Origin of the sequence: Paenibacillus sp. FSL P2-0089, assembly GCF_038595095.1 — a bacterium.
In the GTDB taxonomy this organism is placed as follows: domain Bacteria; phylum Bacillota; class Bacilli; order Paenibacillales; family Paenibacillaceae; genus Paenibacillus_AQ; species Paenibacillus_AQ silagei.
Map to the genome: position 1 here is coordinate 30,997 of NZ_CP152006.1, position 14,130 is coordinate 45,126.

Below are 14,130 nucleotides of genomic sequence, written 5' to 3' on the forward strand. Positions count from 1 at the left end.
CATTATTATGCTTTCGGCGCTCGGGGACCGACCGCCGTTAGCGGAAACAGCCTTCATTTGAAGGCTGTTTTGCTGTTCAGAAGATGCCGCAGTCCCGCCGCTACACCATTCTCCGTATGGCTCAACGTAATGAAGTCGGCGGTCTGCTTCAGCACAGGGGCGGCATTCTCCATGGCAATCTTGTACCCCGCCATCTCGAACATAGGCAGATCATTGTAGCTGTCGCCCATCACCGCCACTTGCTCCGCAGGAATCCCGTAATGGGCTGCGAGCATGCTTACACCGGTGCCCTTATTCGCTTCCTTATGGTTGATCTCGATATTGTTGACATGCGATGCGGTAATAATCAGCCCGGGAATGGCAGCGAACCGCACAGAGGCTTCCTTCAGCAGCTCACGGTTCAGCGAGAAGACCAGGGTCTTATAGATCAGATTCTCTTCCTTGCTCCAGACGTCCTCCATCTTCTCCACGTAGGTTACCGCTGCCTGCTGGAACTGCTGGTCTACCATTGCCTGGAGCAGCCAGGCCAATTCCTCGGGTACCTCAGTATCCTTAAGAGTAGCCAGCTTCTCCAGTTGTACCCGCTTGTCCAGCTCTACATATACGTTATCCTCAGTGTATACCTCGTAATACAATTCAGGAATTTCATTCATCCAGCGCAGTGCGGGGATAATATCCTCTTTATTCAGCGGAGTGCTTGCCGCCACCGTCCGGTCAGCCAGCGTGATCACAGCACCGTTAAGACTCACCACAGGGCACTCCAGATCAGCCAGCCGCAGCTGCCGTTCAGCATCCATGTAGGAACGGCCCGTAGCGATAATCACGATATGCCCCAGGCGCTGTGCTTGAAGAATAGCCTCTTTATTCTCGTTGCTGATTTCACCCTCCGCATTGAGCAGTGTTCCGTCCATATCCAGTGCAATAAGCATGTGATTGATCTCCTGTTCTATCTATTTATTGTATTTCCCCTTCAAGGGTGCGTATGCTTTGCCTGAAATATAAGAAATTATATGTTTCACACGATAAATTATCCTTCTATTTCTCGCTGAAACGGTACCGTCCCTTAAAAGGACGGCAAAGCCGTTTCCACTTGTATTTTATCATTATTTACTCGGAAATTTAAAATTAAAGTGTTCATCTATAGTATTACAGAACAGCTTCCCTGCTGCATGCAGCATGACGGATTTTCAGAAAAGAGTGCTCCCGTGGTACAATGTAAGGCAGACCTGTAACCTGACAGCCTGGTTCGTCTTCTGCATGTGCAAGGGACGATGTCCGGGATGCAAGCGGCATGGGGTCGCTATGTAAGGGGGAAAAGATACTGATGAAATCCAGAAATTTAGCTACGATCTCTCTGGCTATTATGGCCTGCGGCTTTCTGTTCACCTTGTTTCTGCCTGAGAATCTGGCAGTTATTCTGCTGAGAGGCGGCTTCGAGGCAGGTCTGGTCGGAGGAATCGCCGACTGGTTCGCCGTGACGGCGCTGTTCCGCCATCCGCTGGGCCTGAGAATTCCGCATACCTCGCTGCTGCTGAAGAACCGGGATAAGCTGATCCAGTCCCTGATTTCTGCGATGGAGAATGAACTGCTGAACAAGGAGAGCATTGAGAACAAGCTGCGCACATTCAATATAGTCTCGCTTGGAGCTGGCGTACTGACCCGGTTCTTCTCCAGAAAGAAAGCGCGGCAGGAAGTGCTGGAGCAGCTGAAGGGCTTCGTGCTGCGGCTTCCGGTAGAGCAGGCTGTTCCGTATATTCAATCGGCAGCAGCAAGCTATCTGCGTGAAGCTAAGCTCGGAGTCGCAGCAGATACCATAGCAACCAGCCTGATGAATGAGGGCAAGGATATTGCAGCCCTTGATTTTGCGCTGGAGGGGATCTCCGCCTGGAGCGGACGCCCGGAGACGCGGGCCATGCTGGGCAAGATCGCCAGTGAGAAGCTGGCCGAGGTTAAGCTTGGCGGACTGAAGGGAATGGCCTTCCAGGCCTTCGTCGGGTTCGTGGATGCTGATATGCTAGGGGAAATGCTCCAGGGTATGGTACAGTCTACGATCCGTGACTTTAAGGAAGAGGACAGCCCTTACCGGGAGGAGGTCATCCGGGAGATCCGGGTGGCTCTGTTCCAGCTGCTGAGCGATGAAGAACGGATTGCCTCACTGAAGAATTGGGCGCTGAATGAGCTTCAAGGGGAAGCCGCTGCCGCATTTGTACTACAGCAGCTGCAAGGGCTGCGCGGCAAGGCGGTTACGCTGCTGGAAGAGGACCGGGGCCGGGGAGGGCGCAGGCTGTTCTCGTTGTATGCCGCGCTGGTCCGGCGGGTTAGCCAGGAGAAGGAATGGATTCAGACATCAGAGGACCGGATTCGCGGTACACTGATCTCCTTCGTGGAAGCTAATCATTACCGGATCGGGCAACTGGTCAAGGAGAACCTCGATCAGATGGACGATGCCGCTCTGGTGAATATGCTGGAGGAGAAGGTCGGCAAGGATCTGCAGTGGATTCGTGTCAACGGTGCCGTCTGCGGATTTGTGGTCGGGCTGGGACTTACCGTGATCCAGCTGATCTGATCATCGCAAGACCAGGAATTCATAAAGGCAGCAAGGCAGTCCCCGGTCTTCCGTGAAGACGGAGAGCGGGGGGGGTGCTTTGCTGCCTCTTTCATAGAAATATAAGAATGTATATGTTTCACGCTATACATTATCCTTCTATTTCTCGCCGAAACGGTACCGTCCTTTAAAAGGACGGCAAAGCCGTTTCCACTTGTATGCGTCAATATAGCAGGGCGAAGGTTTTCTTTCTCTATAGCTGATTCTTGCCGTTACTGATGGTGAAGACCTCCTGTACAGGCAGGACAAAGATTTTGCCGTCGCCGAAGGAGCCATGCTCACCGGATCTGGCCGTACGCATAATAATGCTGATGACGTCATCCTTGTCTTCATCCTGAATGACGATCATCAGCAGCTTCTTGGAGATTTGGTTGTAATGGTTGGTTCCGACCTGAATGCCCTTTTGCTTGCCGCGCCCGAGCAGATCCATCTTGCTGATGGAGGGGAAGCCGGCCAGCAGCAATTCGGCCATTACTTCATCCGCTTTCTCAGGTCTTACGATAGCTTTGATCATTAACATAACGATGCACCCTTTCTACAGCGAATAATAGGTTGTAGGGGGTTGCCAATATCTCGGTGGCTTACTGTATAGTGCATTTGTTTAATGGCAACGCTTACACGTGTAGTATATTATTAACTCCGGCTGCATCCTGCGAGAAGGATCACAAAATCCGTATTACACATTGTCGTATCCTGACTGGACTTACAGTTCGGCGCTGTCCACCCGCCAGGAAAGTAATTCAAGGTAAAGTGTTGTGCCCCTCGTTAACCGGAGGAGCCTTCTAGAAGGATGCTTCCTCTGGTTAACGTGAAGGAACCAGCTTCAGATAAATATTCTCCAGCAGCTCTGCGGTATGCTGCCACTCATACATCTGCAGCGCATCACTTCTTCCCTGCAGTCCGATCCTTGCGGCAAGGTCCGGATTGCGGCCGATCTGCAGCATACGGCTGGCAAAAGCAGCAGGGTTCCTGTACTGCTTCACCAGATAGCCATTACGGCCCGAATCAATAATCTCCCGGATTCCACCGTTGCTGGAGGCAATCACCGGCAGCCCCGAGGCCATCGCCTCCACATTCACCAGCCCGAAGGCTTCATGCTGTTGGGAGGGGCAGATGAAACAGTCGGCAGCCTGATACAGACTGTGGATATCTTCATGGGGAATATTGCCAAGAAAAGACACTTGTATGCTCAGCCGCCGGGCAAGAGCTCTCAGCTGCCGGAGATACGGCGGCTTCCCCTTGCCCGCGATCAGCAGCCGTGCGGGCATATGCCGGTTCAGGCGGTGCATGGCCCGGAGCAGCACAGGCACTCCCTTGCGCGGAATGACCCGGCCTACGAACAGGACCGTGAAGCCGGGGCCAAGACCATGCAGCGTGCGCAGGCGCGCCTTCTCCTGCGCAGATGCAGGAGTGAAGCGCGACAGGTCTGCTCCCAGAGGAACCACGCGAAGCTTGCTGCGGATGCCGGGGAACCTCCGGATAAGCCGCTGCTCCAGGGAGCTGCTGTTGGCCGTGACGGCATCGGCCAGGGCCAGGCAACGGGCGATGCCGGGCTGCTGCGGCACGAATGTGAGAGAGTGAAGAAATATAATCACCGGAGTGCCGGGGTACTGCCGCTTCACAGCCGCCGCCAGCCGCGGCCGGTTGTCGATCTGAATAAGATCGAACGGCTCTGAGGCTTCCAGGAATGTAAGAACGGAGCTGCGGTACCGGGAAGGGGTGCCTGAGGGCAGCCGGATGAACTGGACCTGCTCGAGCTCATCCGTGTCAGGAAGCCCGGCGGCTCTGCGGCTCACAATGGTTACCTTGTGTCTCTTGGTCAGCCTCCGCGCGATATTCCAGATGCAAATCTCCACAGAGCCGTCCCCGGGAACCGTGAACTGCTCCGGTGCAATCATGCAGATATGCATTGTGGCTGCTCCTCCCGCTGCATAGTAGTTATGGTTCTTAACCTAACATATGCGTTCAGGCGTGCAGAAGACACAGGAGCAAGCAGGGAGCGGCCGTCTGCGGTCTAGCTGCCTGTCTGTCTAAGAGTAGCTGCAATGACTCCGGCAATCGTCTGCTCATAATCCAGGATCTTCAGCTTCCCCGCCGCGATCTGCTTGTACCCGGCGACCATAGAAGATAAGGATTGTCCGGCCAGAGCCGGATTCTGCTTGCGGATAGCCGCTTTGAAGTCACTCCAATCTGCCGTTAGCCGCTTGTTTAGGGCAGAGACTGCGCTTTTCTGTGATTTGATTAAGCTTTGCGGTCTGTCAATGCCCGCCAGGGTCTTACGGGCAGCGGCCATCCGGCGGGTACGGGTATCCTTGGCGGCCTTGAGCAGCGCTTCCTTGTCGCGGATCTCCTGGCGGGCAATCTGGACCAGCAGCTTCATGGCTTCCGACTGGGCCTTCAGGACGGAGTTCAGCGTCTTGTCCTTCAGTCCCTTGAGCAGGGAGATCCGCTTGTTCAGCGCGCTGTATTGATCGAACAGCGGCTGATAACGCTGCTTGGCACTGCTGACGGCAGCGCTCAGCTTGGTGATGGAGGCCTGGTCCATATTCTTGATGGACTCCCGGACTGCATTCAACGCCTCTGTATTCTGATCATGGAGCGTCCTGATCTGCACCTCCCGGCTGTCATACCCGGCAGACAGGGTGGTCAGCTCTGTGAACTGGCTCTTCATCCGGGCGCGGGCAGTGCTGTCCGCCTTAGCAGCAGTCAGGTCAAAGGAAGCCTGAACCGATGAGGTAATCACCGTCGCCGCTGCCGAAGCCGGACCGGCCGGGAAGCTTAGGGCAAGGGCAATCAAGAGGGACAGCAGCAGACAACTTGGCTTATACAGATTGTTCATTAACATTCCTCCGCTTGTCTTCATGTCCCGGAACACAAAGAAAGCACCCGCAGTAAAGGCCAACAGGCCTCTATTACGGGTGCTTCCGGCGTAATGAGTCACGAAGATAGTTTTGCTTTTTATTATAGAGATATTATCTTAATTTTGTCAATATTATCAATTTTAACTTATGCGAACCAAGGGGAGGACCTTCATTTCATTCCGTGACGGTCTTATCGTATACTGTGAAGGAAGAACGTCAAGTGAAGCACAACAGAGGGTCAGCAGAAGCGCCAGCCCCAAGATGAAGGAGGCCTTAGGTGATGGATAACCTGGCTAGGAATAACAGCATTCTCGATCAAGCCTTCCAGTTATCTCCGGTGGGGATGGCTGTATTGTCTCCGGAAGGAGGCAGATGGATGAAGATTAATCCTGCTTTTTGCAATATGCTGGGCTGCACTGAGCCTGAATTTCTCTCAGGGACTCTATCGGGGGCCGGCCGGGACCTGCAGGAAGAATTCTCTATTCAGCGAATCGGGACAGAGCTTGCACAGCGGCAGGGACAGCCTCTACAGGTGGAGCAGCGGTTCTCCGGCATTGACGGGCAGCCGTTCTGGCTCGCCCTGACCTTCATTCCGGCCCAAGAGGAGCCTTCCGGCCGGACCGTTATTGTATATGCACAGGATGTAACAGACCGCAAAATTGCTGACCAGCTGACCGTAGACAGCCGCGATCTGTACAATTTATTCATAAAAGACGATCAGAGCATGATCTCCTTCTCCCTGCCCGACGGGACGATAACCTTCATATCGCCGTCCTCCTATTCCCAGATCGGATACCATCCGGAGGAGATTGTCGGCAGGAACCGCGCCGAATTCTATCACCTGGAGGATGTTGAAGCAATCAACAGCTCCGGCAGCCTGCTGAAGAACAATATCTCCAGTCGCCGCCTGCGCCATAAGGAGGGCCATTATCTATGGTTCGAGACATCCTTCCATGTGGTCCGCGGCGATAAGGGTGAAATCACACGGATTATGGGGATTGGCCGTAACGTCACCCGGCGCAAGCACAGCGAGGAGGCCCTTGCGTCCGCGCAGCGGGTGGCGCGAATAGGCTCATGGGGTTGGGATCTGGTGAAGGGCAGAATCACGTTCTCCGACGAACTGCGGCGTATTCTGCAATATAGTGTGGAGACAGGCCAAGTGAATCAGGAGGCCTTCCTGGCACTGGTCCATCCGGAAGATGTCCGGATTCTGCAGGAGGCCGTAGAACGGGCTATGGGACTAGGGGAGCCGGGGAATACGGCTTACCGGATGATTTTGCCGGATGGGGAGGTCCTGATGGTGCATGTCCAGTGGGATGTCATCCTGGGACCGGAGGGCCAGCCAGCCCAGCTGTTCGGCATGATGCAGGATATTACGGAGCGTATGCATATGGAGGAGCAGCTGCGGGAGAGTGAACGGAATTTCCGGCTGATGTCGGAGAACTCCCTCGACCTGATCTCGCGCCATGCGATTAAGGACAGTATCTTCCTGTATTGCTCACCGGCCAGCCGTTCGCTGCTCGGTTATGAGCCTGAGGAGATGATCGGCACCAGTGCCTACGATTACCTGCATCCTGATGATCTGGAGATGATTCTGAATCAGATGGCGGAGAGCGTGGATTCGGGATTGATTCCGCCGGCCTCCTACCGCTACCGCCACAAGAACGGTACCTATGTCTGGTTTGAAACGAACAGCCGGTATATTTTTGACGCGCAAGGCCAGAAGACAGAGATTATTGCCGTAGGCCGTGACATTACTGAACGCAAGCAATTCGAATCGAAGCTGCAGGAGAGTGAGCAACGCTACAAATCCCTGTTCGAGTATAATCCTGCGGCGGTATATTCCATGAATCTGCAGGGGGATTATCTGACGGCGAATGCCAATCTGGAGAAGCTGAGCGGCTACTCGCTGGAGGAGCTGCTGGGGAATTATTTTGGACCGCTGGTGGCTGAGAAGGATATCCAGAAGACGCTGCATCATTTCACCCTGGCCAGCCAGGGGGAGCCGCAGAGCTATGATCTGACGCTGATCCACAAAGACGGGCATCCGGTGGAGATCAATACGATTAATATTCCAATAGTTGTGGATCATCAGGTGGTTGGGGTATATGGGATCTCCCGCGATATAACGGATCATATCAGGTACACGGAGCAGATTGAGAAGCTGAGCAATGATTATACCCTGATTCTCAATGCCGTGTCCGAAGGGATATTTGGTCTGGACAAAGAGGGGCGGGTCACCTTTATTAATCCTGCGGGGGCGCATATGCTGGGCTTCGAATGTGATGAGATTACCGGGCATCCTTACCTGGACCCCATCCAGCAGACCGCGCTTGACGGCAACCATTATCGGCCGGAGGAGTCTCCGCTGATGCGGGCAGTCCGGGCAGGAGAAGCCCATCAGAGTCTGGATGCGGTGCTGTGGCGCAAGGACGGCTCCAGCTTCCTGGCCGAGTACCAGGTAACCCCACTGTTCGACAAGGGTGAGCGCAAGGGAGCGGTTGTTGTCTTTCGTGACATTACCGGGGAGAAGGAGATTATCAGAGCCAAGGAGCTGGCGGAGAAGGCGGACCAGGCCAAATCGGAATTTCTCGCCATCATGAGCCATGAGCTGCGTACACCGATGAACGGAATTATGGGCATGACCGATCTGCTAAGTGAGACGGAATTGACGGAAGAACAGCGGGGGTATGCCCAGATTATCAGCGAGAGTAGTGCATCCCTGCTATATATTCTTAATGAAATTCTGGATTTCAGCAAAATCGAAGCTGGTAAAATGACGCTTACCCACGAGCCGGTAAGTCTGGTGGAATTACTCGACAATATCACGGAGCTGTTCATGCCGAAGGCCCGTGAAAAGAATATTGAGCTGTCCTGCCGCATGGCTGCGGATGTGCCGGAGCTGATCATGGGAGATGCGGCCCGGCTGCGCCAGGTGCTGGTGAATCTCGTCAGCAATGCCGTGAAATTCACAGAGACGGGACAGGTCTCCATTCTGCTCAGCAGAGAATATAGCAGGGAGCGCAAGAAGCTGACGCTCAAATTCAGCGTGGCCGATACAGGGATAGGAATCCCATCTGAGAAGCAGCCGCTGTTGTTCCAGTCCTTCTCGCAGCTGCACCCGTCCATTAACCGCAAGTATGGGGGAACCGGACTGGGGCTGGCCATCTGCAAAAAGCTGGTGGAGCTGATGGGCGGTGCCATCACTGTGGATAGCGTAGTCGGGGAAGGTTCGAATTTCTATTTCATCCTGCCTGTAGATATGGAGCTGGAGCCGGAAGGCGGCTGGGAGGATACGGTGATTGTCTCTGATCCGGCGCCGGTCTCTGAACATAGTAGCATCCCGGAAAAAGGCGAATCCGCTGCTGAATTTGGGCGTCTACGTATCTTGGTGGCGGAGGATCATCCGGTGAATCAGAAGCTGCTGGTGACTATGCTGGACAAAAGAGGCTATGCCGCCGATCTGGTCGATCATGGCGAAGCGGCGGTGCAGGCAGTGCTCCGTGAGCAGTATGATCTGGTATTCATGGATGTACAGATGCCGGGGATGAGCGGGCTTACGGCAACAGCCAGAATCCGCGAGCAGGCGCCTGCCCCGCATCAGCCGTATATTGCAGCTGTGACAGCGTATGCCAGAAAAGAGGACCGGGAGCGCTGCTATGCGGCGGGCATGGATGACTTTGTCAGCAAGCCGTTCCTGGCTGCCGATATTGACCGGGTGCTGGAGCGTTGCAGCCATAGGGTATCCCTATGAGCCGGAGGCCTTCTGGTGAGCGATTGAAGGCGAAGGCGTATACACAGTGGGAGACAGGCGTAGCCTCGCCTTCCTCAGCCTGCGGGCCGGCGACCATGGCCGCCCTCCTGGAATATTGGCATTCGCAAATGGGCCGGACGTTTATTCCGGGTATCCGTCATTTTGATTCCATGGCCGCGCATATCAATTACATCTACACCCATCATGGCGGGACGCCCTGGGGCATGAGTGCACGCAGCTTTGTCAGAGGCCTCCGGGCGTACATCGGTGCAGCCCTGCCGCCTTTAAGTAACCGCTCCGACCTGATTAAGGTATCCGTGTTCAATGATATCGGTCGCTACCGGGCCGAGATTGATGCCGGGCGTCCGGTCGCGCTCAAATTCGACAAGTGGTTCAGCTTCCGCTGGCGCGGAAGATATGCGTATGACTATCATTGGGTGCTGGGAATCGGTTATGAGGCTGAGGAGGACGGCTCCTGTAAGCTGATTGTCCATGACAACGGGGTGCAACATCCTGGCGGCGGTTATACGCCGGGCAGAGAACGGCAGATCTCCTATTCCGCGAATAAAAGAATACTTACGATGGTGTCGCTCAATCTGCCGGAATCGCCAGATGTGCCGTGACAGACGGGCAACTCCTATTCTGGAAGGAAGCCACCTTTAGCAAGTAAAGAACTCCTTGGAGTAAAGAGGCAGGCATTCAGTTCGTAGCGAACCATATCAGAGATAAATGTATTCTATGCAACTAAAAACACTGAAACGGGTAGAATCCCTCTTCTAATTGTAGTCTGTACAACTAAATTAGCCCGAATGGGCGAAAATCCAGGTATAGAGGGATTTTAATTGCAGGAAATACAACTAAACGTTGATTAAGCGGCACATAGGGCGATTTAGTTGTACAAATTACAATTAAGCCTACCCCTTGCAACCTAATTTTGGCCCAGTAAAGCCTCAACAAGCAATTAGTTAAAATAATTTCTCATGCATTTAAATCTGATGAGCTACAGTCTGCTTCAAGATCATGGCCGGGCCGGGGCAGGATATTTCTTGTGTCCCGGCCTTTTCTAAATATAGAATTTATATGTTGCACACGATAACTTATCCTTCTATTTCTCGCTGAAACGGTACCGTCCTGTAAAAGGAAGGCAAAGCCCTTTCCACTTGCAGAGTGTGATTCAAACGTTTGCACAATGTTGGCGGTTAGGATAAAATTTCAAATAGAGAAAAGAGGAATTGTATAAATCCCAGGAGCCCTGCCGTATATTTAGTTAAGGGTAAAGGAGGCGGTATGCCTTGTCAGTACAGAAGGAAATGAAGGAACCGATTGATTACGGGGACCCGGCGGCTACTAGCGGAATCTCCGTCTTCGACCGGAATTTCGATGAGCTGTTCAGCTATGACGGAGAGGATCTTGGCCTAACCTATTCGGCGTCCGGCTCCGCGTTCTGTCTGTGGGCCCCGACGGCCCAGGAAGCGGAGCTGGTGCTGTATCCATCCTGGAAGGATCCTGCGCAGCGGCAGATACCCATGGTGCGAGACGTCCGGGGAACCTGGAGACTCAGCGTTCCGGGCGATCTGGATGGGATGTTCTACACCTACAGGGTGCGTATCGGGGAGCTATGGAATGAAGCGGTGGACCCGTACGCCCGCGCGATCGGCGTGAACGGGGACAGAGGGGCTATACTGGATCTGCGCAAGACCGATCCCGCGCGCTGGACGCAGGATAAGCCGCCGCTGGAGGACCCGGTGGATGCGGTGATCTATGAGCTTCACCTGCGTGACTTATCGGTTCATCCTGCCAGCGGGATTAAGCATACAGGGCAATACCTCGGCCTTGCAGAAGCCGGAACCCGGGGTCCTGAGGGCATTGCCACCGGTCTTGATCACATTGCCAGTCTGGGTGTTACCCATGTGCAGCTGCTGCCTATCTATGATTATGCGACAGAGAGCGTAGATGAGACCCGCCTGGAGGAGCCGCATTATAATTGGGGATATGACCCCAAGAATTACAATGCTCCTGAAGGCTCTTATGCATCAGATCCGTATGTTCCGGGCCTGCGCATCCGGGAGCTGAAGACAATGATTCAGGCGCTGCATGACCGCGGCCTGCGTGTCATTATGGATGTGGTCTACAACCATGTCTATGACGGCTTCCGGGTGAACTTCACCAAGCTGGTTCCCGGCTATTATCTGCGGTATAAGCAGGACGGGCGGTTGTCGAACGGCTCAGGCTGCGGGAATGATACTGCTTCCGAGCGGAGGATGATGTCCCGCTTCATCGTTGAGTCCGTGCTGTACTGGGCCAGGGAATACCATATCGACGGCTTCCGCTTCGATCTGATGGGTCTTCATGATGTAGGGACTATGAACGAGATCCGCCGTCGTCTGGATGATCTGGACCCTTCGATTATAACGATAGGCGAAGGCTGGGTGATGGACACGGAGCTGGCCGAGGACCTTCGGGCCAACCAGTGCCAGGCCAATCAGATGCCGGGCATTGGCCACTTCAATGACGGCTTCCGCGATGCAGTGAAGGGTAATATATTCCTGCATGACCAGAAGGGCTTCATCAACGGTGGGTTCGGCTTCGAACGCAATGTGAAGGCAGGCATTGCCGGAGCGATCTACTACGGGCCCGGCCTCGGGCAATACGCCCAGGAGCCGCAGCAGTGTGTGAACTTCGTGGAGTGCCACGACAATCATACACTGTGGGATAAGCTGGTCTTGTCTACGGCAGGAGTGGAAGACGGGCAGCGCCGCGCTATGCACCATCTGGCCTCGGCTATGGTGCTGACGAGTCAGGGGATACCTTTCATTCATGCCGGTCAGGAGTTCCTGCGGACCAAGGACGGTGTGGAGAACAGCTATAAATCGCCAGTGGAAGTGAACTGGCTGGACTGGGAACGCTGCGCGGAACATGCCGGATCTGTAGCATACATGAAGCAGCTGATCGCGCTGCGCGCCGCTCATCCCGCCTTCCGGCTGCGTACCGCAGAGGAAATCCGCGACCATCTGGTGTTCGAAGAGGCACCGGCGCATGCGGTGGCCTTCACGCTCCGCGATCATGCCGGAGGAGATTCGGCGGAGTATCTGTACGTTCTGTACAATGCCAATCCCGAAGGTGCAACCCTGATGCTGCCCGAACTGGGCGAATGGGACATTGTATTCGGCGAAGCGCATATTGGACGGCTGGAGAGCGGTGCTTTAACCACTGCAGGAATAGGAATGATCGTACTTGCTGTGAACTAAATCATAGGTACCGGGATTGTAGGTATCGCACAAAAGCAGGCTGCCGGGGCAGTCTGCTTTTTGCTGTGGCGGAAATATGCTTAGTGTAGGCGAAAAACCGAATACAATGTGCTGGGGTCGGGGGCTGTATTAAGCCCAAACACTCACCTTTTGTTAAACCGTACTCAATATATATCATATCCTTCTCACCCGCGACATTAGAGCCGAAATGACAGTGAGCAGCCAAACCAGTAAACAGAGGAGGGCAAATATCGGGAACAAGCTAATCTCAAACATAGAACGGCCAAGACTGGTCTGAACGGCTATTACCAAAATGGCAATCAGCCAAGCTATACAACCTGTATGCAGGAGCAGACGCTGTTTGCCGGACCCTAGATTCGAATGTTCCAGCAGCCAGGCGGGTAACAGCAGGGTTTGGAGAGAATGGAGGCCAATTCCATGTAGTACAATATAATTGCCTCCAGCTCCGGTAAAACGTCCTTGTAAGCTCATCATGATCAGTCCGGCCAGATTAGCTATAAATACCGCCAGCAAGGCATAACGGATACCGTTGATTAGTACAGGGCGCGATAAGGGAGCCTTCATTTTCAGAAATTGGACAGCCAGCAGGATACCCCCGATGACAAAAGAAAGAGATACGACGCCAAATAAAGCTCCCCCAAGGGTGTCCACCAGGCCGCCGGCTTTGGAGAAACGGGGATTGAAGCCCCGAAAATTCTGCAGGGTTTCAATTACATAGCTGTATGAAGCAGCAACAATAAAAAGCCGGCGAATCACTTTTCTCTTGCGAGCGGTAAAGCCTGCAAAGGGCAAGATCGCAGCAATGGATAACAGAAAAATTCCTAAGGCTGCTGTAAACGAGAATACATTTTCTATATTACCCTCCGGTAGAACAACTACTCCATGAAAGAACATAAAGACAGCAGCACATCCCGCAATAATAAACCCGAGCCCTCCAAGCATAACGAGTCCTTTTTCACGCCTATAAATAGATACGGCAGATGTCATCAATTCGGTTAACATAGTATGCAAGGTTAGCTCACTCCTTTATTTATTTATCGATTAATAAATAATTATCAAAATAATTGCAAGCAGTAACAGATAAGATTTATCCGTTTGCTGCTTGCATTTACTTCATTCTTTAGTCATCAGTATGGATTGTTTTATTTCTGACAGATCAAGCACCTCGGATAACGTGACTAGCAGCCCTATGCTCATAAAGCGGATTGCATTTCCTTCCGCATCAGGTACCCCGGCTTTCTGAAATTTGGCAGTCACTTCGTCAAAAATAGTCGTATAGAGCTTAGCAGAATGTTGTTTGATCCCAGCTTCCGATATGGTGTAAGCCTGCATGACCATGAGTACTTCGGAACGATGTGTCTCCATTAAGTTGAAAAAACTGGCGCCCATCGCGCCAACCAGCTGATCAGCAGGTGCCTCGACTTCCATGAAAGTGTTATGAATCCGATCGTAGGCACGTTTTAGCACAGCTATATATAAGTCTTCTTTGTTGTCAAAAAAATGAAAGATGTAGGGCTGCGTAACTCCCGCGGCTTTAGCTACCATAGCAGTTGTTGTCCTGTAGTAGTCATATTCTGCAAATAAGGTCAAGGCACTTTCCATAATTTTTTGCTTCTTATCTTCCTTTGCTGCCATTGTGAT

Annotated in this window: 10 protein-coding genes; 4 read left to right on the forward strand and 6 right to left on the reverse strand. The window is 53.3% G+C overall.

Annotated elements, in window-relative coordinates:
* Positions 1-53: 53 nt before the first annotated feature.
* A complete protein-coding gene (locus NST69_RS00145; protein WP_036723577.1) occupies positions 54-929 on the reverse strand; it encodes a Cof-type HAD-IIB family hydrolase in 876 nt (291 codons plus the stop codon).
* Between the two features lie 395 nt (positions 930-1,324).
* Here NST69_RS00145 and NST69_RS00150 point away from each other — a divergent pair, with 395 nt between their 5' ends.
* Positions 1,325-2,566 (forward strand): DUF445 domain-containing protein, encoded by a 1,242-nt coding sequence (locus NST69_RS00150; protein ID WP_076077524.1) that lies wholly within the window; start codon positions 1,325-1,327, stop codon positions 2,564-2,566.
* A gap of 232 nt (positions 2,567-2,798) precedes the next feature.
* On the opposite strand, the gene NST69_RS00155 is transcribed toward NST69_RS00150, so the two are convergent.
* The 3 genes from NST69_RS00155 to NST69_RS00165 all read right to left on the reverse strand — a co-directional run bounded on the left by NST69_RS00155 (position 2,799) and on the right by NST69_RS00165 (position 5,444).
* Complete coding sequence (locus NST69_RS00155) at positions 2,799-3,125, reverse strand: P-II family nitrogen regulator (protein WP_036723574.1); 327 nt, start codon at positions 3,123-3,125, stop codon at positions 2,799-2,801.
* 283 nt (positions 3,126-3,408) lie between these two features.
* The gene (locus NST69_RS00160) at positions 3,409-4,515 is read right to left on the reverse strand and encodes a glycosyltransferase family 4 protein (protein WP_340956593.1); all 1,107 of its coding nucleotides are present in this window, start codon (positions 4,513-4,515) and stop codon (positions 3,409-3,411) included.
* A 104-nt stretch (positions 4,516-4,619) separates the two neighbouring features.
* The gene (locus tag NST69_RS00165) at positions 4,620-5,444 is read right to left on the reverse strand and encodes a hypothetical protein (protein ID WP_340956592.1); all 825 of its coding nucleotides are present in this window, start codon (positions 5,442-5,444) and stop codon (positions 4,620-4,622) included.
* 302 nt (positions 5,445-5,746) lie between these two features.
* Here NST69_RS00165 and NST69_RS00170 point away from each other — a divergent pair, with 302 nt between their 5' ends.
* The 3 genes from NST69_RS00170 (at position 5,747) to pulA (ending at position 12,468) form a co-directional block, all read left to right on the forward strand.
* Positions 5,747-9,220, forward strand: coding sequence for a PAS domain S-box protein (locus tag NST69_RS00170; RefSeq protein ID WP_342548185.1), 3,474 nt, complete (start codon positions 5,747-5,749; stop codon positions 9,218-9,220).
* Positions 9,217-9,843, forward strand: a complete 627-nt coding sequence (locus NST69_RS00175; RefSeq protein ID WP_340956586.1) for a C39 family peptidase — start codon at positions 9,217-9,219, stop codon at positions 9,841-9,843. Before NST69_RS00170 ends, NST69_RS00175 begins: the two co-directional genes overlap by 4 nt.
* Positions 9,844-10,512: 669 nt before the next feature.
* Positions 10,513-12,468, forward strand: coding sequence for a type I pullulanase (pulA, locus tag NST69_RS00180; protein ID WP_339253096.1), 1,956 nt, complete (start codon positions 10,513-10,515; stop codon positions 12,466-12,468).
* 174 nt (positions 12,469-12,642) lie between these two features.
* On the opposite strand, the gene NST69_RS00185 is transcribed toward pulA, so the two are convergent.
* On the reverse strand, positions 12,643-13,491 hold the full coding sequence (locus NST69_RS00185; protein WP_340958169.1) for a hypothetical protein: 849 nt from the start codon (positions 13,489-13,491) through the stop codon (positions 12,643-12,645).
* A 111-nt stretch (positions 13,492-13,602) separates the two neighbouring features.
* A complete protein-coding gene (locus NST69_RS00190) occupies positions 13,603-14,124 on the reverse strand; it encodes a TetR/AcrR family transcriptional regulator (RefSeq protein ID WP_209876284.1) in 522 nt (173 codons plus the stop codon).
* Positions 14,125-14,130 lie beyond the last annotated feature (6 nt).

Bases quoted from the DNA above. Each gene is read 5' to 3' on its own strand.
- NST69_RS00145 (WP_036723577.1), bottom strand. From the start codon at position 929: ATGCTTATTGCACTGGATATGGACGGAACACTGCTCAATGCGGAGGGT.
- NST69_RS00150 (WP_076077524.1), top strand. From the start codon at position 1,325: ATGAAATCCAGAAATTTAGCTACGATCTCTCTGGCTATTATGGCCTGC.
- NST69_RS00155 (WP_036723574.1), bottom strand. From the start codon at position 3,125: ATGTTAATGATCAAAGCTATCGTAAGACCTGAGAAAGCGGATGAAGTA.
- NST69_RS00160 (WP_340956593.1), bottom strand. From the start codon at position 4,515: ATGCATATCTGCATGATTGCACCGGAGCAGTTCACGGTTCCCGGGGAC.
- NST69_RS00165 (WP_340956592.1), bottom strand. From the start codon at position 5,444: ATGAACAATCTGTATAAGCCAAGTTGTCTGCTGCTGTCCCTCTTGATT.
- NST69_RS00170 (WP_342548185.1), top strand. From the start codon at position 5,747: ATGGATAACCTGGCTAGGAATAACAGCATTCTCGATCAAGCCTTCCAG.
- NST69_RS00175 (WP_340956586.1), top strand. From the start codon at position 9,217: ATGAGCCGGAGGCCTTCTGGTGAGCGATTGAAGGCGAAGGCGTATACA.
- NST69_RS00185 (WP_340958169.1), bottom strand. From the start codon at position 13,491: ATGTTAACCGAATTGATGACATCTGCCGTATCTATTTATAGGCGTGAA.
- NST69_RS00190 (WP_209876284.1), bottom strand. From the start codon at position 14,124: ATGGCAGCAAAGGAAGATAAGAAGCAAAAAATTATGGAAAGTGCCTTG.